This window comes from Novosphingobium sp. BL-S-21, from assembly GCF_055521655.1.
The window spans coordinates 641,827-661,844 of record NZ_CM145495.1 but is presented as its reverse complement, the minus strand read 5'-3'; the positions used below and the strand labels follow the sequence as shown (position 1 = coordinate 661,844).

Sequence of the window (20,018 nt, the reverse complement as noted above, 5' to 3'; positions counted from 1 at the left end):
GCCATATTCTCAGAAGCTCGCCGAGAGACGCAGGCCATAAGTGCGCGGCGCGGTATAGCGCGCCACGGCGAAGCCGATGGGCGAAGACTGCGGCGTGGCGATCCTGCGCTTGTTCTCGATATTCTGGATATAGGCCCCGATCGAGAAGCCGCCGTCCGCCATGCGCAGGGTCAGGTTGGCGTCAGTCAGCCAGTAGGGCCGGATCTTCTCGAAATCGAGGTACTCGAAGGCGCCGTACTGCGAAGAACGCCAGGACGTGTTGACGCTGCCGACCAGTTCGTACTTGTCACCCAGCGGCACGATCTGTTCCGCGCCCAGGTTGATCGTCCACTTGGGCGAATAGAGCAGCGGACGTCCCGAACAGTCGAACGCCAGGATCGGGGTGCTCCCGTCGCTGAGGAAGTTGCCCGTGGCGGTATAGGGACAATTGATGTTGTTGCGCGGCGATGCGGTTGTAAGCGTCAGCTCCTTGTACTCGGTGTCGAGATACTGGACCTTGGCGGAAAGCGTGGTGCTGCGCATCGGCTTGACCATGAGATCGACGTCGAAGCCCTTGATGTCGGCACGGCCGGCATTGTCGATGGTGTTGATAAGGACGGAATCCGGCGAAACCGTGAAGTAGTTGATCTGCTGGTCCTTGTACTTCCAGTAGAAGGCTTCGAGGTTGAGCTGGACACGGTCGTTCAGGAAGCGGTTCTTCGATCCGATCGTATAGGCCGTGATGAATTCGGGATCGTAGCTGGGATTGCCTTCGGAGAGCTGGAAGCCGCCGGCACGGTAGCCGCTTTCCACCGAAGCATAGAGCAGCGATTCCGGCGCAATGTCGAATTCGGCACCCGCCTTCCAGGTCACGCGGCTGAACTTGCCGGAATCGACCACAGGATAATAAGTCTTCTGGATGATCCCGGCCCCGTTCAGCAGCGGATAGAACTGCCCGTTCGCATCGTCGGTGCTGCCGGGCGCGATATAGCCGTTTTCGATCAGCCAGTTCACCGTCTCGCCCGTCGTGGTGAAATTGGGGAAGTGAGGGAGATTGCCCGGCACCGCGCAGCCCTGCGCGAACGATCCCGGCGGCGTGACGGGCGGCAGCCCGCCGCAATAGGCGATGAAGTTGTTGATGATGCCGTTGATCGACTTCTTGTCGTGCGTATAGCGCAGGCCGCCGATCAGCCGGAACTGGTCGGTGACATGGGCGGTGAGCTGGCCGAAGGTGGCCCAGCTGGTGGTCTTGTGGGTATAGCGCTGGATGGGCAGCACGAATTCCTGGTTGTATTCGCCGACGTTGCGGATCTTCTCGTCGAAATAGAAGCCGCCCACGACGTAATCGAACATCCCCACTTTGCCCGCAAGGCGCGCTTCGAGACTGGCCTGGCGGTCCTGCTCGTCGTTATAGGCAGTGTTGAAGGCGGGTCCGTAGAAGTAGGTCGTGAAGTCCGTCTTGCGATAGGCTGGCAGCACCGTCAGCGTGCCGATTCCGGTTTCCAGCGTGACTTCGGCATTGAGCCCCCAATAGGTCGCGTCGATCATCTGCTGCCGGTTAAGCGCATTCAGGAAGCCGAAGCCGGGCGCGCCGAGCTGGGTCTGGCGATAGGCATTGGCCGCATCCGTGTTGAAGCCCTCGGACGATCCCAGCCCCGTCGCGGGCGCGAAAGTGAAGCCGTTGGGGCCGGGCGTGAAGGCGCCGATATAACTCGATCCCGCGCCCACGCCGCCGACATGGGTATAATCGCCGCCGAAACGGATGCTGAGCTTGTCGGTAGGCTCGAACAGCAGTTGCGCGCGGATGCCGCTGCGGTTGGCATCGTCGCTGCCGTCGCGATTGTAGCCGTCGTGGTACTGGTGGGTGGCGGCGACGCGCAAGGCGGCGTTGTCGCCCAGGCCAAGGTTGAAGAACCCTTCCGCGCCCACGGCGTCGTAATTGCCCACCGAAAGCGTGAAACCGCCGGAATTGCGGCCGAGTTCGGGACGGTTGGGAATGATGTTGACCGCGCCGCCGGTAGCGTTGCGCCCATAGAGAATGCCCTGCGGCCCCTTCAGCACTTCGACGCGCGCGAGGTCGTAGAAGGCCGAGCCGAAGGCACCGGCCGCCCGGCCCAGCACCACGCCATCGTAGCTGGGGGTGACGGCGGGATCGTTGTAGCTGTTGTTGGTGATATTGCCGACGCCGCGCAGGAAGATCGAGGTGTTGGATCCGCCGCCATTGGTCACGGTCAGCGCGGGAACCGCCTTGTTCAGGGCGTCGGCCTGGGTGATGCCCTGCCGGATCAGGTTCTCGCCGCCCACGGCATCGATGGCGATGCCCGCGCTCTGGAGCGTTTCCGAGCGGCGCTGCGCGGTGACGATGATGTCCCCGATTCCCGCGTTGTCCGGCGCCGGCGGGCTCGCGGCGGGTGCCGCCTCCTGCGCCGCGGCCGGCGCGGCGGCTGCGGAAACGGCGAGCGCCAGGACGGCCAGACTCGATGAATGGATAAGTCGATTGCGCATGGCGCTCCTCCCGTTGTGTTTGTTCTTGGCCACAGGGCTAGCCAAGCCATCGCTCCCGGTCACACCGATTGTATCGATGGCCAGGCATCCACAGTTCGGATTTGTCTGGCGGAGCGGGCGCGCTACCTCTCGTCGTCATGATACGGGAGAGCATCAGCAGCATCGCCACGGCACTGGTCGTGGGCGGGGGGATCGGCGGCATGGCCACGGCCATCAGCCTTGCGGAACGCGGCGTCAGGGTGGACCTGATCGACCTCGATCCGGAATGGCGGGTCTATGGCGCGGGCATAACCATAACCGGGCCGACCTTGCGGGCCTATCGGCGGCTCGGCCTGCTGGAGGAGATCAAGAAGGCCGGCGCCATCACGAACAAGACCCGCCTGTTCCGCCATGACGGCACGCATCTCCACGATCTCGACGAACCCGTGATCGAGGAAGGTCTGCCCGCAACCGGCGGCATCATGCGCCCGGTGCTGCACCGGATCATGCAGCGCCGGGTGCAGGACCTTGCCATCCCCGTCCGCCTGGGGCTGACCGTTACCACGCTCGAAACCGACGAAACCGGCGTGGACGTCACCTTCTCGGACGATAGCACGGGCCGCTACGACCTCGTTGTCGGGGCCGACAGCGTCTATTCCACCGTACGCGAGATCGCTTTCCCCCACATGGCCCCGGCGCAGCCGACCGGCCAGGGCTGCTGGCGCATCTCGATCCGCAAGCCCCCCGGTCTGGAGGCGGGGGAATTCTTCCTGGGCCACGACAACCCCTGCGGCATCACCGCCTGCAGCCCGGACAGTGTCTACATGTGGATGCTCACGCCTCACGAACCGCGCGAAACCTTCATGGACGAAGAGGAACTCTATACCACCCTGAAGGGGCTGCTCGCGGACTTCGGCGGCAATGCCGGATGGATCCGCGACAACATGACGCGGGGGGACTGGATCAACTACCGCCCGCTCTCCGCCGCGCTCCAGCCCCGGTCCTGGAGCAACGGGCGGATCGTGCTGGTGGGCGATGCGGTTCACGCCACCACCCCCCATCTGGCCTCCGGCGCCGGGATGGCGGTGGAAAGCGGCGTCGTCCTGGCCGAGGAACTGGCCCGGGCAGACACGGTCGCAGAAGGTCTGGCTGCCTACGAGGAACGCCGCTTCGAACGGTGCCGCGATGTGATCGAAAGCAGCGTGGGCATCGGCAGGTTGCAACTGGAGCACGGCTCACCGGACCGGCACAAGGCCTTGCTGGAAGGCGCGCTGGCCCGGCTCAACGAGCCGTTCTGACCGCGCGCGCGAGGGATGGGGGCGCTTCGGCGCCCCCCTTTCGCACAGGCACGCCCGGCCAAGCCCGGGCGCCGTGGGTCAGGCCGGGATCGGCGGCAGCTTCATGGTCGCCAGCATCGCGTCCTCCAGCAGGGCGGGAAATTCGTCGCTTTCGAGGACGAAAGGGCCGGGCCGGTTGATCAGGGTATTGTTGAGCACCCCGTACATCACCTGGAAGGCGAAGCGCACCCGTTCCAGGCTCACGTGCTCCGCGTCGATTGCCGGCAGCGCCAGCAGGCGCTCGATATAGGCGCTCGCCAGGTTCTGGGCATTGCGGCGAAACGGCTCCCACGCCTGTTCGGCATCGAGGCTGACCTTGAAGGCAGACCTGAAGAAGGTCGACTGGCGCAGATAGCGGTCGACTTGCGCCTTCACCAGCCTGGGCAGGATCTCCTCGAAGGGCGCCTCGCGCACGATGCCTTCCAGAAGCGGGCCCGATTCCGCCGCGGCGAAGACCATGACCGCCTTGAACAGCGTGATCTTGTCTGGGAACCGCGAATAGAAGGCCCCCGTCGAGCAGCTTGCCGCCGCGCAGATATCGATGATGCTGACATCATCGAAGGGCTGGTTGCGCGCGATGGCAAGCGCCTCGCGAATGAGGCGATCGCGCAAGGCGCGGCTGCGCGATTGCACGGCGGGCGTCACCCCTACTTTCGCCAGGTCATCCTCGATCTCGATCGCCACCGCCGCCTCCGTCATGGACAGAGGCATTGCCGATAGCGCGCCGCTTGTCCACGTTTCCATAAACCGAATGAGATTCGCATTCTGGTTGACTCGCTCTGCGGGGCGATGTTAGGCGAAGGCCAACAAGCCCGATCAGGGCTGGATCCCAGAGTGGAGAGGAGTTCCATGAATTTCGCGTCGCGCATCCCCATGCTCAACCGCCGCGGCCTGCTGCAGGCGGCCATGACCACCGCTGCCGGCGGCCTGCTGGCCGGTTCCGCCTTTTCGCTGCTCGCCCAACCGGCCAGCACCGCCAAGGCCTCGGCAAAGGGTGCGAAGCTGGTGCTGCTCGGCACCAAGGGCGGTCCCCGCGTGGGCGGCACCCGCTCCAACCCGGCCAATGCCCTGGTGGTGGACGGCAAGGTCTACGTCATCGACACCGGCATGGGCGTGACCGCGCAAATCGTGAAAGCCGGGCTCGGCCTCGCCGATATCCGCGCGATCTTCATCTCGCACATGCATTCGGACCACCAGCTCGAATTCGGCAATCTCGTCTACAACATGTGGGCCGCAGGCGCGCTGCGCAGCCCGGTCGACGCCTATGGCCCGGTGGGCATAGAGGCGATGGCGGCGGACTTCTGGCGCCTCAATCACATGGACATCGCCACCCGCATGTCGGACGAGGGCCGCGTCGATCCCGCCACGCTGCTGCGCGCGCATGATTTCGCCCCGAAGCAGGGGCCGGTCATGTCTGACGGCGGCGTGAAGGTCTCCGCCTTCACCACCCCCCACCCCCCGCTCGACAACCTGGCCTATCGCTTCGAAACGCCTTACGGCAGTGTCGTCTATTCGGGCGACACCGCCTACAATCCCGCCCTGGCCGATTTCGCCAAGGGCGCCGACGTGCTGGTTCACGAAGTGCTCTACGTCCCCGGCGTGGACGAACTGGTGAAGCGGGCCAACGGCACTCCCACTTTCCGCAACCACCTGATCGAGAGCCACACCACCGCCGAACAGGTCGGCCGGATCGCCGCCCGCGCCGGAGTCGGGAAGCTGGTGCTCAGCCACTTCGTGCCCGGCGACATGGAGTGGATCACGGACGACATGTGGCGCAGCGAAGTGGCCAGGCACTTCAAGGGCGAGATCGTGGTCGGCCGCGATCTCATGGAAATCCCCCTCGGATAAGCCGCGAGAGGACGATCATGCGCAACCGGACTTTTCCGCTGCGCGATCGGGGCCTCACCGGATGCGTGACGATCGGACTGCTCTTGCCGGGCTGCGCTTTCGCAGCCACGGGCGATGACGTGCAGCCGGTTCCCGCGCAGACGGTGGTCGCCGCGTCGCCGCAGCCCGTCATTCCCGCCGGCACCCCGGCACGCGATCCGCTGAAGTCGCCCTATCCGGCCGAAGCGGACGGACAGGGGCCGCGCACCGGACCCAACTACATGATGCTGCGCGGGGCGGAAGACTGGCGCTTCCTGCGAAGCCAGAAGGCGAAGCGGGAATGGGCCTCTCCGCTCAAGTTCATTCCGCTGGCGGCGGACGGCGACGTCTCGCTGACCCTGAACGGCGACCAGCGCGCCAGCGTCAGCCTTTCCACCCGGCCCCTGCTTTCCGACACGACCAACCGCGTGGAAGTGCTCTCGCGCACGACTCTGGGCGCCGACCTCAGGATCGGCCCCGCGGTACGCTTCTACGGCGAACTGGCGTCAGGCCGGATCTTCGGGAAGAACGAGAACCGGCACATTGCGATCCAGCAGAACGACCTGATCGTCCAGCAGCTCTTCGCCGAAGTGCGCGCGCCGGTCGGCGCGGGCACGGCACGGGTGACGGTGGGCCGGCAGGAGTTCTTCGACGGCCCCCGCTTCATCATCAGCCCGCGCGAAAATCCCAACATCCGCGTCTCGATGAACGGCGCCCGCCTGTCGATGGACTGGCGGCGGTTCCGCTTCAGCGCCTTCCACTTCGTGCCGACCGAGCAGGGCACCGGCCTGCTGGACGACAAGATCGGCAACGGCGAGACCCTGAGCGGTATCTACTCCAGCTTCGTGGTTGCCGGCGGCGCGCCCAAGGGCCGCACGGCGGTCTACCTCGATCCTTTCTACTATCACTTCGAGGACGACGACCGCACCCTAGGCCGCCTTTCCGGCAAAGACCGGCGCGAGACCTACGGCGCGCGGCTCTGGGGCCACCTCGGCCCGGTCGCCTTCGACTGGACGGCGATGAAGCAGGACGGCCGTTTCGGCGCCCGCGCCGTCGATGCCTGGGCCGTGAGCACCAACCAGTCGGTCGCGCTGGCCAAGGGCGCCTCGTCGCCCCGGCTCGGTTTCCATGCCGATTATGCCTCGGGCGGCGGCACTTTCGACAGTTCGGGCAAAGTCGGCTCGTTCAACTTCCTCTATAACGCCACGATCATTTTCAGCGACGACAATTACCTGGGCGCGGTCAACCTGATGGGCGTGGCGCCGACGCTGGTGGTGCCGGTGACGAAGACATTCTCACTGACCGGCGAAACCGGGTTCTACTGGCGCCCGGACCAGAACGACGCCGTCTATCGCGGCAACTCGCAAGTCTACGCCGGCACGCAGAACGTGGCGGGCAAGCATGTCGCCAATGTCGCCCGCCTCAAGGCGAACTGGGCGCTGAACCCGCATGTCGCACTCACCGGCTTCGTAAATTACGTAGACGCCGGAAAGGTCTTACGCCGCGCGGGTTATGGCGATAACCTGTTCGTCCAGACAATGATGACCCTGCGGTTCTGACGCGGTGGCCGGTTCCGCTTTCCCGATGGTCGCATCTGCCGGGACGGGGGCCTGCCCCCCGTGGCGCGGCCGGGCGGCGGGAGACGGTGTGCGGGTGGTGCGGTCCAAGGGACGCGAACGGCAAGTGGTCCTCTACTGCGCCATGGCCCTGTTCGTCAGCGGCTATGCGTTCCAGGCCCTGAGCTTCTCGATGCCCGGACTGGTCCACGACTGGCAGCTCGAAAGCGCGCTGATCGGCCCGTTGCTGTCCTCCGCGATCTTCGGACTGCTCCTGGGCTACATCTTCGTCGCGCCGTTGGCCGATCGCGTGGGCGAAAGGCCGGTGCTCTGCGGGGCCATGCTGGGCCTGGCGCTGGCAACGATGGTCTGCGTGGTCGCGCCGGGGTTCGAAGTGCTGTTCCTCGGCCGGGTGCTGACCGGCATCGCCATAGGCGCCGCCCTGCCCAGCGCGGTTTCCATCGCCAGCCAGCATGGGCGCATGCGCTGGCGCGGCGCGCAAGTGGTGGGGATCTATGTCGCCTTCTCGCTCGGCTTCCTGGCGGCAGGGCTGGTAAGCGGCTGGGTCGTCCCCCGCTCCGGCTGGCGCGCGCCCTGGGGAGCGACCGTGCCCCTGGCCCTGCTCATCGCCGCGATGCTCAGCGCGGCGCTGCCCGTCGAGGAGATCAAGCCACGGAGCGCCAGCCCCCTCGCCGCCCTCTTCGCGCCGCGCCTGCGCGCCGGAACGGTGCTGTTCTGGATCATGTTCTCGATCGGGCTGGGCCTGTTCTACGCGCTCCAGTCCTGGCTTCCGCTGCTGACCGCGCGCGAGGGGCTGTCCTATTCCAGCGCCGTCGCGGCAACCAGCATGTTCACGCTGGGCACCGCGCTGGGCGCCTTGCCGATGATCTGGTGGGCGGACCGCATGGGCCCGTTCCGCGCCCTCGTGGCGATGAGCGCGGTAGGGCTGACCGGCATCGTCTTCCTCGGCACTTTCGCGGCCAGGGGCGGCGCACCGTTCCATGCCGCCGCCATGCTGGCCGGGGTCGGCATCGGCGGCGGGCAGAAGGGCATGATCGCCGCCGCCTCGCTGTTCTATCCCCCCGCCGCGCGCGCAACCGGCCTGGGCTGGGCACTGGGCCTGGGACGGATCGGCGCGGCCTGCGGGCCGCTGCTGATCGGCTACCTGACGATGCGCGATGTCGAAAGCGGCACCTCGCTGCTGTGCCTCGCGCTGCCGGTGCCCCTGGTCATGATGGCCGCGGGGTGCCTGGAACGAACCTACGGCCGGATCGACCGCGCCGTTCACCATCCGCCGTCGCTTTAGGGCGTAAACGCGCAAGACCGGACATGACGATGACCAGAGATCCCCAATCCATCCTGTCGCCCCAGACTATCCTGTCCAAGGGAACGATGCGACCCCTGCAAATCGCGGCAGTGACGCTCTGCGTGCTGCTCAACGCGCTTGACGGGTTCGACGTGCTGGCGATCAGCTTCGCCTCGCCGGGCATCGCCTCGGAATGGGGGATCGACCGGGCCGCCCTTGGCCTGGTGCTGTCGATGGAACTGATCGGCATGGCGGTGGGCTCGGTGGCGCTGGGCAACCTGGCCGACCGGATCGGACGGCGGCCGACGGTGCTGGCCTGCCTCGTCATCATGGCGGGCGGCATGGCCATGGCGACGACGGCCAGTTCGGTGGTGAACCTCTCGATCATCCGGCTCGTCACCGGGCTGGGGATCGGCGGCATGCTGGCCTGCACCAATGCCCTGGTGGCGGAGTTCTCCAACGACCGCCATCGCAACCTGGCGGTGGCGATCATGGCGGCAGGCTATCCGATGGGCGCCATCGTCGGCGGCTCGATCGCCACCGGCCTGCTGGCGACCGGCCACTGGCGCGACGTCTTCATGTTCGGCGCGGTAGTGACGGCCGTGTTCCTGCCGATCGCCTGGTTCCTCCTGCCGGAATCGATCGGCTTCCTGCTGCAGAAGCGCGGCCCCGGCGCGCTGGAGCGGATCAACGCCACCTTGCGCCGCCTCGGCCACGAAACGGTCGACGCGCTTCCGCCTGCGCCCCTCACCGCCGCCAGAGCGTCCATCGCAGAGCTTTTCGCCCCCGGCCTCGCGCGCAGCACCGTCCTGCTGACGCTCGGCTACTTCTGCCACATCATGACCTTCTACTTCATCCTGAAGTGGATCCCCAAGATCGTCGTGGACATGGGCTATGCCGCATCCAAGGCGGGCGACGTATTGGTCTGGGCGAATGTCGGCGGCCTGGCCGGAGCCACGCTGCTGAGCCTGCTGACTTACCGGATCGCGGTGCGCAAGCTGGTGATCGTGGCCATGCTGGCCTCCACCGTACTGGTTTCGCTGTTCGGCCAGGGACAGGAGACCCTCGCCGGACTGGCGCTGATCGCCGGAGCGGCGGGCTTCTGCACCAATGCCGGCGTGGTCGGCCTCTACGCCCTCTTCGCCAGGGTCTTCCCCACACAAGTGCGCGCGGGCGGCACCGGCTTCGTCATCGGCATCGGCCGGGGCGGTGCCGCGCTCGGCCCGATCGTCGCGGGCTTCCTGTTCAATGCCGGGTTCGGCCTGTCGATCGTCTCCGTTCTGATGGGCATGGGCTCGCTCGTCGCGGCAGGAGCATTGCTCCTGCTGCGCGAGCGGGACGACCAGCCCTCGGGCGAGCCGTCCGCTCAGGCCTGAGAGGCCTCCAGGCCCTTACCGAACCGATGCGAGGTCCGCCGTGCAGTCCGCCAGGTCCTGACCGGCATGCCGCACCGCATTGCACCGAACCGGCGCGCCGCCCGGCAGCGACACGCGGTATCCCGGCAGGCGCGGGTCTTCCCAGAGATAGTCGGTCGAGATGTACTGCGCGCCGCTCCCCAAGGCCGCGCGCAGACGCGCCAGCGTTCCCGCGCGCGCTTCCCATGTATCGGCATCGGCGCGGGTCCGCACCATGAACCCCGCCTTCACGTCGCGCGCGATGCGGTCGGCCTCGGCGATGGGATCGTTGAGGGTGAGATAGGCGGCAGCCGGTGAGTTCTCGTCGGTGTTCACGAAGAAGACCCGCCCTTCCAGCGACTTGCGCTTGCCGCGGTAGATCGCGACTTTGGCCTCGTGCTCGTCGAGCGCGAAGAAGATCTTGCCCCGCGCCGCGGCAAGGCTGGGCCAGTTTCCGGCCAGCACGCCCTCGCGCAGGGTCGGATAGCGGCCCTGTACGTCGTCAGGCAGGATCAGTTTCCCGCGCGGGATGACCGAGAGAATCTCGCGGTCCAGCGCGTCGAAGGCCTTCTCGTCGAAGCGCAGCGCCGCCTTGCCGTGCTCGGGATCGGCGTCTTCCTTGGCGTTGAACATCAGCATGATCGGCGCATGATCGGGATGGGCGTCGGACCAGTCGCGGATCTCCGCCAGGCAGGTGACGAGCCGTTCGCAGCTGCTGGCCGCATCGCTGAAGGCCATGTGCAGCACCTTGAAGCCCGGCTTCAGCAGTTCCGCGTCGGAAGCGCCCTTGGCGTAGTAGCCGCCCGCGGGATCGTAGTTGACGTCGATCTCCAACTGGCGCGCGCCATGGTCGAGCTGCTCCGACAAGGGGCGGTGGGAATAGTCGAGCGCCATTTCCAGTTTCTCGCTTTGCGCCGCGATCCGGGCGCGGACGGCATCGCTCATCGCCTGCTTGTAGCTATTGTGCGTGCCAACGGCCTGGATATCGTTCATCTTCGGCGCATGTGCAGGAACAGGGGCAGGCTGGGCGGCAATCGCGGCGGCGGCAAGGACGAGGACGGACAGGGTCATGAAGGCTCCGAAAAAATGCCGGTCTGGCGCAAGGCCCCTTCCCGCCTTCGGTTACAGGCATTTGACGAAGCGCGCAGATCGGCGCGACAAGGCGCTGAAATTGCGGATTGCGACAAGGGTGCATCCGCGCACCGGCCCGCTGCGTATATCATGCGAATTCGCCCGGAAGCCCGGGCAGCCAATTGCGCCGTCGGCCGTTGATCGGGGAAGGCTTGAGGTCAGGACGGACGGATGAGAGAGACAGCCGTGGCAGACGAGCGGGCAAGACTGGTTTCGGCCATGGATCTGGCCGCCGCTGGCGATCCTGCGGGTTTGCGCCGAGTCTACGACATGACGTGCGCGAAGCTTTTCGGCATTTGCCTGCGCATCTGCGGAGACCGGGAGGCGGCGGAAGACGTGCTTCAGGACGTCTATGTCAAGGTCTGGCGCCGCGCCTCGGCCTTCGATCCCGCGAAAGCCAGCCCGATCACCTGGCTCGCCGCCATTGCGCGCAATGCCGCGATCGACTGGCGCCGCTCCGACCGGCGCTTCGACGCGGCGCCCGAGGGTGTCGTGGAAGCCATAGCCGATGAAAGCCCGCTGGCGGATGCGGTGATCGAGGGAGACGACGAGCACCGGCGCTTGCGGCTCTGCCTGGAAGGGCTGCAACCGCAGCAGGCGCAGGCGATCCGCCGCGCGTTCCTGGAAGGGCTGACGTATCAGGAACTGGCGGAATGCACGGATACGCCGCTGGGGACGATCAAGAGCTGGATCAGACGGGGAATGCAGAAATTGAAGGATTGCCTGGGCGATGGTTGAGATGCCCGAAGATCAGGATCGCGACGGCCTGGCGGCCGAACTTGCGCTCGGCCTCCTTGACGGCGCTGATCGCGCCGCCGCCTTGCGCCTCTGCCTGAGCGACCCGGCCTTCGCGCGGCGGGTGGAACAATGGCAGCTCCGGCTTTCGCCCATGCTGGCCGCAGTTCCCGCCGCCGAGCCTTCATCCACGGTGTGGAACGCCATTGCGGCGCGGATCGGCGCGCCGGTCGCCGCGGCTCCGCGCGGGCTGCGTGCCTGGCGGGCCGCCGCGCTGGGCGCGGGCGCCCTTGCCGCCAGCCTAGCGCTGTTCGTGGCGATGCGACCGGCGCCCACCGTGCCCGACGGCAGCATGGCGGTGTCGCAGATGTCCGGCGTGGAAGGCGGCGCGATCATGGCCGTCGCGTTCGATCCCCGCCGCGGGGTCCTGCGCTTCGACGCCGGTTCTCCCACCGGCACCGGCAAGAGTCCGGAACTATGGGTTATCCCGAAGGACGGCGTACCGCGCTCGCTGGGGCTCATTCAGGCCGGTAGCGCCGAAATGCCGGTCGCCGATCCCATGCGGCCCTTCCTGAAAACCGGGGCTACGCTGGCCATCACCATGGAGGATCCGGCCACCGCACCGCACCAGGCGCCCAGCGCCGCGCCGGTCATGACCGGAAAAATCTCGGAAATCTGATCGCCTCTGCATCCGGGCCGTGCGCCGTACCGTATCTGGAGCGCATCCCAGGAAACGGAATGCGAAACGGAAGAGAGGATGTCAGACATGCACGCCCTACCCCGCACGCTTGCAACCGCATTCACCGCCGCCCTGTTGCTTTCCGGCGCCGCTTCGGTCGGTGCCAAGGCGCCCGCCGACAAGGCGATGGCCGGCAAGTCGATGGCCAGCAATCCGATGGCCAGCAATCCGATGGTAGGCGGCGCTGCCATGTATTCCACCAAGGACATCGTCGACAATGCGATGAATTCCAAGGATCACACCACGCTCGTCTCCGCCGTCAAGGCTGCCGGGCTGGTGGACACTCTCAAGGGACCGGGGCCCTTCACCGTCTTCGCACCCACCAATGCCGCCTTCGCCAAGCTGCCCGCCGGAACCGTGGACATGCTGATGAAGCCCGAGAACAAGGCGATGCTCACCAAGGTCCTGACCTATCACGTCGTGGCCGGACGGATGACCGCCGCCGACATCGCCGCCAATGCGATGGCGCACGGCGGCAAGGCCATGCTGACCACGGTCGAGGGCGAGAAGCTCACCGCCTGGAAGGACAAGGCCGGCGCCTGGTGGCTCACCGATGCCAAGGGCGGGAAGTCCAGGATCACCATCGCCAATGTCATGCAGTCCAACGGCGTGATCCATGTCGTCGACACCGTCCTGATGCCCTGACACCGGTTTTCCCGCATGGGGCCGACTGACAAGAGTCGCTGCCTCATAACCCTCTCCCGGTCCCATGGCCGGGAGAACCACACCGCCGCAGTCCTTCGGGTCGCACGATCGACATAGCGGCGCAGTTTCAGGCCCGTGACCGAGGTTATTCCCCATAACTTCCGGTCGCGGGCCTGAGCTGTAAGCGGGCCTTGCAAAAGAGACCGGTGGCCGGGACGACAACGGGATCACCTCCGAAATTTAAGTGATGTTGCAACATATCATTGACGCGCGAAAGGCGCACTGACAGAAGCCCCTCGTCAGGAGCGTTTGCGCGCTTCCGCCGCAACGTCACTACCGGGGGTCATCATGTTTCGTTTCGCCAAGGACGGCCGCCTGCTGGCCGGAACCCTGCCGCTCGCCTTTGCGATGGCGCCCTTTCCTGTCTCTGCGGAAACGGTCGAGGAGGAGCAGCGCCGGGAAGAAGAGGTTTCGGGCGAAGAGCGCAGCGGCGCCATTACCGTCACCGGCGTGCGCCAGGCCTATCGCGGCGATTTCGCCTTGTCCGAAATCCCGCAGTCGATTGCCGAAATCGATGCCGAGACCCTGCAACGCAACACCATCCAGCGGCTCAGCGACGCGCTGGACCTCAACGCATCGGTCGCCCGCCAGAACACGCTCGGCGGGCTGTGGGACGCTTTCGCCATTCGCGGCTTCACCGGCGATGAGAACATGCCGAGCGGTTATCTCGTCAACGGCTTCAACGGCGGACGCGGCTTCGGCGGCCCGCGCGACGTGGCCGGGATCGAACGCGTGGAAGTGCTCAAGGGCCCGGCGGCTGCCCTCATCGGGCGCGGAGAGCCGGGCGGCACCATCAACCTGGTGACCAAGCAGGCCGAACTGGGCCGCTCTTACGGCACTGCCTCGGTGCAATACGGCAGCTTCGACCGGCTGCGCGGCGAGGCGGACGTCAATCTGGCGCTGACCGGCGGCCTCACCGCGCGGCTGATCGGCTATGCCGAGGACGGCGACACCTTCCGCGACCATGTCCACCAGAAACGCTGGGGCTTCCTGCCGTCCATCGGCCTCTCGCTGGGCGAGCGCACCCGCCTGACCTATGATTTCGAGAAGAGCCGGGTGGAAGTGCCGTTCGATCGCGGTATCGTGGTTCTGGACGGCAACTTCCACACCGTTCCACGCTCCCGTTTTCTGGGCGAGCCGGGAGACGGAGACACGATCGCACGCGCCACCGGCCACCAACTGCGCCTTCAGCACGAGCTTGGCGGCGGCTGGAGCCTGCTTGTCGGCGGCAGCATCCGCAAGACCCTGCTGACCGGCTTTTCCTCCGATGCGGAAACGGTGGCTTCGCGCCAGGCGGTCTATAGCGATGGTCGCTCGCTGTCGCGCCAACGACGCTCGCGTTACTACGATGCGGACCATTCCGTCGTCCGCGCCGAACTCGCCGGCCTGTTCGATACGGGCAGCCTGCGCCACCGCGTCCTCATCGGGGCCGACTACGACTCCTTCACGTACGACCAGGTGTTCCGCCGCTTTCGGCCGCCGCTCCTGGCATCGAACCCCGGCGCTGCGGCAGGCTACGTGATCGACATTCTGGATCCCGTCTACGGACAGTATCCCCTGCCCGCCACCGCCGTCATCACTGACAGGGTCGACCGGCAACGCGCTGGTGGCGCTTATGTCCAGGACCAGATCGAACTGACCGATCGCCTGCAGGTTCGTCTGGGCGGGCGCTACGACAGCGTGACGCTGGAAACCGACAACCGCCTGACCGCCACCCGGAGCAAACGGACCAAGGGTCGATTCAGCCCCCAGGCCGGGCTTGTCTACAAGCTGAGCGCGCCGGTCACGTTCTATGCCGCTTACGGCCAGGGTTTCCACGCCAATGTCGGGACCGACGCGGCCGGGCTGATCTTCGATCCCGAGACCAGCGAGTCCCTGGAAGCGGGCGTGAAGCTCTCGCTGCTGGGCGGCAAGCTGAATGGAACCCTGGCCATGTTTCAACTCGAAAAGTCCAACGTGCTCGCCAGCGACGCCAACAACCCCGGCTTCTCGGTCGCGATCGGCAAGGCCCGCAGCCGCGGCGTGGAACTGGACCTTGCCGGGCGGCTCCCCGGCGGTTTCGACCTTCTGCTGAGCTATGCCTATATCGATGCGGAGGCCCGTTCGAGCGTTCTCGACCCCGCCTATTCCTTCCAGGTCAATCCCGGCGATCCGCTGGCGAACATCCCGGACCACAACGTCAACATGCAGATCGCCCGCACATTCGCCATCGGTTCGCGCGAAGCGACACTGGGGGGCGGCGTGCAGCATGTCAGCCGGCGGCGCGGCGAAACCGGCACCGATTTCACGCTGCCCGCGCATACGCTGGCCCGCGTGTTCGGCGAACTGGAACTGACGGAAACAGTCGCGCTGTTCGGCAGCGTGACCAATCTCTTCGACGCGGACTGGTACGCCAACAGCTATACCCCGCTGTGGGTGCAGCCGGGCGCCCCTCGCACCGCCACCGTCGGCCTGCGCGCCCGCTTCTGATATCTTCCGAGAGACCCTCCTCATGCTGAAGACTTCCCTCGCCCTCGCGGCGCTCTCCATGCTTGCCTCGCCCGCACTCGCGCAGCCTTCCGCGCAGGCGAGCCACGCGCCGCCCCATGTCCTGCCCCCGGCACTCGCCTGGTCGGGCGCCAGCGAGAAACTGGTCGCGCGCGAAGACGACCCCTGGATCACCCCGGCCGAAGTGTCCGACTTCGCAGCCACGCCGCGCTACGCGGAAGTGCGCGCCTGGCTCGAACGCCTTGCCCAGGCGTCGCCGCTCATCGCACTGGAGACATTCGGCAAGACCGGCGAAGGTCGCGACATGCTGCTGGTCCGCGCGAGCAAGGGCCCTGCCGCCGATGGCAAGTCCAAGCCCGTGGTCCTGGTCCAGGCCGGGATCCACGCGGGCGAGATCGACGGCAAGGACGCCGGCCTGATGCTGCTGCGCGATATCGCCGTGCGCGGCAAGGACCGCCTGCTGGACAAGGTGGACCTGGTCTTCGTTCCGATCCTCAACATCGACGGCCACGAGCGCATGAGCGTCTGGAACTTCCTCCATGTGCGCGGGCCGGACGAAAAGGGCACCGAGGGCAATGCGCGCGGCATCAATCTCAACCGCGACTATGCCAAGGCCGATGCGCCTGAAACCCGTGCCATGATCGCCCTGCTGCGGCGGCTCGATCCGATTCTTTACATCGACTGCCACGTCAGCGGCGGCTTCGACATGCAGTACGACATCACGTTCACTTATGCCGGGTGGGGCCGCTATGCGCGCCACCGCGCGACGGCGAACTGGCTGGAGCAGCGCTTCGGCCCCGGCGTCACCGCAGCGCTTGCCAAGGCGGGCCACACCCCCACGATCTACCCCAGCCCGATCGACACGCGCCGCCCGGAGAGCGGCATCCGCCAGAGCCCGGAAGGGCCGCGCTACTCGACGGGCTATGGAGACTTCATCGGCGTGCCCACGGTGCTGGTCGAGAACCACATGCTCAAGCCCTATCGCCAGCGGGTGCTCGGCACTTACGTCCTGCTGGAAAGGGCGATGACGCTGGCGGCGCAGGATGCCCCCGCCATCGCCGCGGCAAAAGCGGCGGACCGTGCCGCCCGCCCGGAAACCCTGCTGACCCGCTGGCAACCGGCGAAGGAGCCGGTGGGCTGGGTCGAAGGGTTCAAGGGCGTCGCCTTCGAAAGCTATGCCTCGCCCGCTTCGGGACGGATGGAGCAGCGCTGGACCGCCCGGCCGCAGACCCTGCGCATGCCGATCGTCGGCCAGGAGCCGGTGGAAACCGTAACCCTGCCCAAGGCCTGGCTGGTGCCGGCCGCGCAAGCCGAAGTGATCGACCGCCTGCGCCTTCACGGGATCCGCATGGAAATTCTCGAACAGGCCCGCGCGCTGGAACTGGACCGGGTGCGCCTGAAAGATCCCGCCCTCCAGGCCCCGCACGACGGCCGGGTGCCGCTGCAGGCAAGGTTCGAGCATGCCCGGGCAAGAGAGACAGTGCCCGCCGGCACCATCCGCGTACCGTCCGACCAGCCGCTCGGGCTTCTGGCCGCGGCCCTGCTGGAGCCGGAGAGCCAGGACTCGTTCCTGGCCTGGGGCTTCTTCCCCGAAGTGCTTTTCCCGCCAGCGGGAAGCGAGGACTTCGTGCTGGCGCCGATCGCCGATGCGCTGCTGGCCCGCGATGCGCAAATCCGCACCGCTTTCGAAGCGCGGGTGGCAAGCGATGCTCACTTCGCGCAGGACCCCGAAGCGCGGCTGGAATGGCTGATGGAGCGCACGCCCGCGCCCAACCGGGAAACCGGGGTCTATCCGATCCGCCGGGAGACCTGATGCAGCGCCGGGGCCGACGGGTTTGGAGCGCGGACGCGCCCGGCCCTTCGGCCCTGCTCACTGATAGCGCAGGGTTTTCTCGAAGCCTTCATTGGCCTTGGTCATCTTCGCCAGTTTCCTCAGATGACCGCGCACGTTCCGTTCGAACCGCGTGTCATCGTAGATGCCCGTCACCTTGTACTCGTCCTGAGCGATCAGTTCCTTGATACGCTGGGCGAAGGCGGCCTGCTCGTTCGTGCAGTCGGCAGACTTCAACGTGCGGCAGACCCATTCCTCGGCCGCCGCCTTGTCGTAATCGTCCTGCGCTTCATACCCGCGCCGATCCGCCGCGGCCTGATCCAGCCGGGAAGCCTCGAACCGGCGCTCCAGCCATTTGCGGACCTGTTCCCCATCCCATGCCTTCGACGGATCGCTCATCTCTATCTCCAATTCCCGCCGCCCTAGCCAGGTTCGGGGCGAAAGGACAGAACCCAAGGTCGGTCCTGACGGGATCGCAGCCGGTCGGGCACGGAACCATCGGCGGCCCCGCTCGCTATTTTCTCAGAAGGAGACTGTTGAATGCTAGGCAAGATCATCGGAGGAATCGCGGGCAAACGGATCGCCCGCAATGTGGCGGGTGTCGATGAAACCGGCGGCGCGATTGCCGGGGTCGTGGCTGCAACCGTGCTGCGCCGCTTCGGCCTCGCCGGGATCGCCGCCGCGGCCGTGGGCGCCTATGCGGCCCGGAAACTCAGCGAAAAGCGGCGGGACAGCAATCTGCCCTGATATCCTCGCGCCCGCGTTTTCATCGGCGGCGCGCCGGCAGTCCCAGCGCGCCGAACGATGAGAAAAGGGCAAGTCCCGAAACTCCCATTGCACGGCCCATCCGGCCTTGCGCCGGTTGCGGCCATGGCCTCGGCTTCCGATATGGTCGGTCCGGCCGAGCGCGGTTTCTTCCGGCGCCGGCCCCGCCTAAAGGAGTGCAGCAATGGCCTATCCCGATACCCAGCTTTTCATCGATGGGGCGTGGCGCGATGCCGCCGGTGGCCGGACGCTGGCGGTGCAGAACCCCGCAACCGGGCAGGAAATCGGCCGCGTTGCCCATGCCGACCGCGCGGATCTGGACCTCGCGCTCGCCTCGGCTGAGCGCGGGTTCGAAGTCTGGCGCGATTTCACGCCCGCCAGGCGCAGCACGATCATGCGCAAGGCCGCCGCGCTCCTGCGCGAGCGTGCCTCCGACATTGCCGGGGTGATGACGCTGGAGCAGGGCAAGCCGCTGGCGGAAGCCAAGGGCGAGACCATGGCAGCGGCCGACATCATCGAATGGTTCGCCGAAGAAGGCTTCCGCGTCTACGGCCGTCTCGTGCCGCACCGCAGCGACCTGTCGGTCCGCCAGATGGTGATCAAGGACCCGGTCGGCCCGGTCGCCGCGTTCACGCCCTGGAATTTCCCGATCAACCAGGTCGTCAGGAAAATCGGCGCGGGCCTGGCCGCCGGATGCTCGATGATCGTCAAGGCGCCGGAGGAAACCCCCGCAAGCCCGGCCGCGCTCATTCGCGCGTTCCAGGATGCCGGTCTTCCCGACGGCGTGCTCAACCTGGTCTATGGCGACCCTGCCGAGATCTCGGAATACCTGATCGCCAGCCCGGTGATCCGCAAGATCACTTTCACCGGATCCACGCCCGTCGGCAAGCTGCTCGCCAGCCTCGCCGGCAAGCACATGAAGCGGGTGTCGATGGAACTCGGCGGGCATGCGCCCGTGATCGTCTGCGAGGATGCGGACGTCGACCTCGCCGTGCGCAGCGCCGGGCGCGCCAAGTTCCGCAATGCCGGGCAGGTCTGCATCTCGCCGACACGCTTCCTGGTCCACAACAGCGTGAAGGAGCAGTTCGCGCAGGCCATGGCCGAGCTGGCCAAGGGCATCTCCGTAGGTGACGGTCTGGACGCGGAAACCCAGATGGGCCCGCTCGCCAACGACCGCCGCCTGACGGCCATGGCCGAGTTCCAGCAGGACGCCGTGGCACGCGGCGCGCGCCTGCTTGCGGGCGGCGAGCGGATCGGCGAAGTCGGCAACTTCTGGCAGCCCACCGTGCTGGCCGATGTCCCGCTCGATGCCCGTCTGTTCAACGACGAGCCCTTCGGTCCGGTCGCCGGAATTCGCGGCTTCGACAAGCTGGAAGAAGCGATCGCCGAAGCCAACCGCCTCTCCTTCGGGCTGGCCGGCTATGCCTTCACGCGGTCGCTCGCCAATGCCGACCTGCTGACGCGGCGGGTCGAAGTCGGGATGCTCTGGGTGAACACGCCCGCGGCTTCCTCGGCGGAACTGCCCTTCGGCGGCATCAAGGATTCAGGCTACGGCACCGAAGGCGGCCCCGAAGCACTGGACAACTATCTCAACACGCGCGCCGTCGTAGTGGCGAACGTCTAAGCACCGGCTTCGCGCCCGGCATGACCGACAGAAGATCGCGAGAGCGCCCGCCGGCGCTTTCGCGATTGTCGCGTCAGGC

General features: G+C 66.7%; 16 protein-coding genes. 12 read left to right on the top strand and 4 right to left on the bottom strand.

Annotated elements, in window-relative coordinates; translation table 11 throughout:
- Positions 1-9: 9 nt before the first annotated feature.
- Positions 10-2,484: a TonB-dependent receptor gene (locus tag ACZ1J6_RS02500; protein ID WP_134094345.1), complete on the bottom strand. Its 2,475-nt coding sequence runs from the start codon at positions 2,482-2,484 to the stop codon at positions 10-12.
- A gap of 137 nt (positions 2,485-2,621) precedes the next feature.
- Between ACZ1J6_RS02500 and ACZ1J6_RS02495 the strand changes: the two genes are divergently transcribed.
- Positions 2,622-3,761, top strand: coding sequence for an FAD-dependent monooxygenase (locus ACZ1J6_RS02495; protein ID WP_134094344.1), 1,140 nt, complete (start codon positions 2,622-2,624; stop codon positions 3,759-3,761).
- A gap of 78 nt (positions 3,762-3,839) precedes the next feature.
- Here the strand turns inward: ACZ1J6_RS02495 and ACZ1J6_RS02490 are convergent, their stop codons facing one another.
- A complete protein-coding gene (locus tag ACZ1J6_RS02490) occupies positions 3,840-4,499 on the bottom strand; it encodes a TetR/AcrR family transcriptional regulator (RefSeq protein WP_132266859.1) in 660 nt (219 codons plus the stop codon).
- 150 nt (positions 4,500-4,649) lie between these two features.
- Between ACZ1J6_RS02490 and ACZ1J6_RS02485 the strand changes: the two genes are divergently transcribed.
- The 4 genes from ACZ1J6_RS02485 to ACZ1J6_RS02470 are packed head-to-tail and all read left to right on the top strand — an operon-like array spanning position 4,650 to position 9,904.
- Positions 4,650-5,648: an MBL fold metallo-hydrolase gene (locus ACZ1J6_RS02485; protein ID WP_208324850.1), complete on the top strand. Its 999-nt coding sequence runs from the start codon at positions 4,650-4,652 to the stop codon at positions 5,646-5,648.
- 17 nt (positions 5,649-5,665) lie between these two features.
- A complete protein-coding gene (locus ACZ1J6_RS02480) occupies positions 5,666-7,225 on the top strand; it encodes an alginate export family protein (protein ID WP_134094343.1) in 1,560 nt (519 codons plus the stop codon).
- A gap of 25 nt (positions 7,226-7,250) precedes the next feature.
- Positions 7,251-8,528, top strand: a complete 1,278-nt coding sequence (locus tag ACZ1J6_RS02475; RefSeq protein WP_134094342.1) for an MFS transporter — start codon at positions 7,251-7,253, stop codon at positions 8,526-8,528.
- Between the two features lie 29 nt (positions 8,529-8,557).
- Positions 8,558-9,904, top strand: coding sequence for an MFS transporter (locus tag ACZ1J6_RS02470; protein ID WP_279587442.1), 1,347 nt, complete (start codon positions 8,558-8,560; stop codon positions 9,902-9,904).
- A 15-nt stretch (positions 9,905-9,919) separates the two neighbouring features.
- Here the strand turns inward: ACZ1J6_RS02470 and ACZ1J6_RS02465 are convergent, their stop codons facing one another.
- The gene (locus tag ACZ1J6_RS02465; RefSeq protein WP_134094340.1) at positions 9,920-10,993 is read right to left on the bottom strand and encodes a Ca2+-dependent phosphoinositide-specific phospholipase C; all 1,074 of its coding nucleotides are present in this window, start codon (positions 10,991-10,993) and stop codon (positions 9,920-9,922) included.
- Positions 10,994-11,224: 231 nt separating this feature from the next.
- Between ACZ1J6_RS02465 and ACZ1J6_RS02460 the strand changes: the two genes are divergently transcribed.
- The 5 genes from ACZ1J6_RS02460 to ACZ1J6_RS02440 all read left to right on the top strand — a co-directional run bounded on the left by ACZ1J6_RS02460 (position 11,225) and on the right by ACZ1J6_RS02440 (position 17,532).
- On the top strand, positions 11,225-11,791 hold the full coding sequence (locus ACZ1J6_RS02460) for a sigma-70 family RNA polymerase sigma factor (RefSeq protein WP_134094339.1): 567 nt from the start codon (positions 11,225-11,227) through the stop codon (positions 11,789-11,791).
- Positions 11,784-12,467 carry an anti-sigma factor gene (locus ACZ1J6_RS02455; RefSeq protein ID WP_134094338.1) on the top strand — a complete coding sequence of 228 codons (684 nt, stop codon included), beginning with the start codon at positions 11,784-11,786 and terminating at the stop codon, positions 12,465-12,467. Before ACZ1J6_RS02460 ends, ACZ1J6_RS02455 begins: the two co-directional genes overlap by 8 nt.
- A gap of 186 nt (positions 12,468-12,653) precedes the next feature.
- Positions 12,654-13,172, top strand: a complete 519-nt coding sequence (locus tag ACZ1J6_RS02450) for a fasciclin domain-containing protein (RefSeq protein WP_134094552.1) — start codon at positions 12,654-12,656, stop codon at positions 13,170-13,172.
- A gap of 348 nt (positions 13,173-13,520) precedes the next feature.
- Positions 13,521-15,701, top strand: coding sequence for a TonB-dependent siderophore receptor (locus ACZ1J6_RS02445; protein ID WP_134094337.1), 2,181 nt, complete (start codon positions 13,521-13,523; stop codon positions 15,699-15,701).
- Positions 15,702-15,723: 22 nt separating this feature from the next.
- Positions 15,724-17,532, top strand: coding sequence for a M14 family metallopeptidase (locus tag ACZ1J6_RS02440; protein ID WP_134094336.1), 1,809 nt, complete (start codon positions 15,724-15,726; stop codon positions 17,530-17,532).
- 57 nt (positions 17,533-17,589) lie between these two features.
- Here the strand turns inward: ACZ1J6_RS02440 and ACZ1J6_RS02435 are convergent, their stop codons facing one another.
- Positions 17,590-17,949 carry a hypothetical protein gene (locus tag ACZ1J6_RS02435; protein WP_134094335.1) on the bottom strand — a complete coding sequence of 120 codons (360 nt, stop codon included), beginning with the start codon at positions 17,947-17,949 and terminating at the stop codon, positions 17,590-17,592.
- A gap of 141 nt (positions 17,950-18,090) precedes the next feature.
- Between ACZ1J6_RS02435 and ACZ1J6_RS02430 the strand changes: the two genes are divergently transcribed.
- Both ACZ1J6_RS02430 and ACZ1J6_RS02425 read left to right on the top strand, forming a co-directional pair.
- Positions 18,091-18,297 carry a hypothetical protein gene (locus tag ACZ1J6_RS02430; protein ID WP_134094334.1) on the top strand — a complete coding sequence of 69 codons (207 nt, stop codon included), beginning with the start codon at positions 18,091-18,093 and terminating at the stop codon, positions 18,295-18,297.
- A 202-nt stretch (positions 18,298-18,499) separates the two neighbouring features.
- Positions 18,500-19,939 (top strand): NAD-dependent succinate-semialdehyde dehydrogenase, encoded by a 1,440-nt coding sequence (locus ACZ1J6_RS02425; protein WP_134094333.1) that lies wholly within the window; start codon positions 18,500-18,502, stop codon positions 19,937-19,939.
- Positions 19,940-20,018 lie beyond the last annotated feature (79 nt).

Coding starts and splice junctions, on each gene's coding strand:
- ACZ1J6_RS02455 (WP_134094338.1), top strand. CDS start 11,784: ATGGTTGAGATGCCCGAAGATCAGGATCGCGACGGCCTGGCGGCCGAA.
- ACZ1J6_RS02500 (WP_134094345.1), bottom strand. CDS start 2,484: ATGCGCAATCGACTTATCCATTCATCGAGTCTGGCCGTCCTGGCGCTC.
- ACZ1J6_RS02485 (WP_208324850.1), top strand. CDS start 4,650: ATGAATTTCGCGTCGCGCATCCCCATGCTCAACCGCCGCGGCCTGCTG.
- ACZ1J6_RS02480 (WP_134094343.1), top strand. CDS start 5,666: ATGCGCAACCGGACTTTTCCGCTGCGCGATCGGGGCCTCACCGGATGC.
- ACZ1J6_RS02435 (WP_134094335.1), bottom strand. CDS start 17,949: ATGAGCGATCCGTCGAAGGCATGGGATGGGGAACAGGTCCGCAAATGG.
- ACZ1J6_RS02475 (WP_134094342.1), top strand. CDS start 7,251: ATGGTCGCATCTGCCGGGACGGGGGCCTGCCCCCCGTGGCGCGGCCGG.
- ACZ1J6_RS02425 (WP_134094333.1), top strand. CDS start 18,500: ATGGCCTATCCCGATACCCAGCTTTTCATCGATGGGGCGTGGCGCGAT.
- ACZ1J6_RS02430 (WP_134094334.1), top strand. CDS start 18,091: ATGCTAGGCAAGATCATCGGAGGAATCGCGGGCAAACGGATCGCCCGC.
- ACZ1J6_RS02450 (WP_134094552.1), top strand. CDS start 12,654: ATGGCCGGCAAGTCGATGGCCAGCAATCCGATGGCCAGCAATCCGATG.
- ACZ1J6_RS02470 (WP_279587442.1), top strand. CDS start 8,558: ATGACCAGAGATCCCCAATCCATCCTGTCGCCCCAGACTATCCTGTCC.
- ACZ1J6_RS02495 (WP_134094344.1), top strand. CDS start 2,622: ATGATACGGGAGAGCATCAGCAGCATCGCCACGGCACTGGTCGTGGGC.
- ACZ1J6_RS02465 (WP_134094340.1), bottom strand. CDS start 10,993: ATGACCCTGTCCGTCCTCGTCCTTGCCGCCGCCGCGATTGCCGCCCAG.
- ACZ1J6_RS02445 (WP_134094337.1), top strand. CDS start 13,521: ATGTTTCGTTTCGCCAAGGACGGCCGCCTGCTGGCCGGAACCCTGCCG.
- ACZ1J6_RS02440 (WP_134094336.1), top strand. CDS start 15,724: ATGCTGAAGACTTCCCTCGCCCTCGCGGCGCTCTCCATGCTTGCCTCG.
- ACZ1J6_RS02460 (WP_134094339.1), top strand. CDS start 11,225: ATGAGAGAGACAGCCGTGGCAGACGAGCGGGCAAGACTGGTTTCGGCC.
- ACZ1J6_RS02490 (WP_132266859.1), bottom strand. CDS start 4,499: ATGACGGAGGCGGCGGTGGCGATCGAGATCGAGGATGACCTGGCGAAA.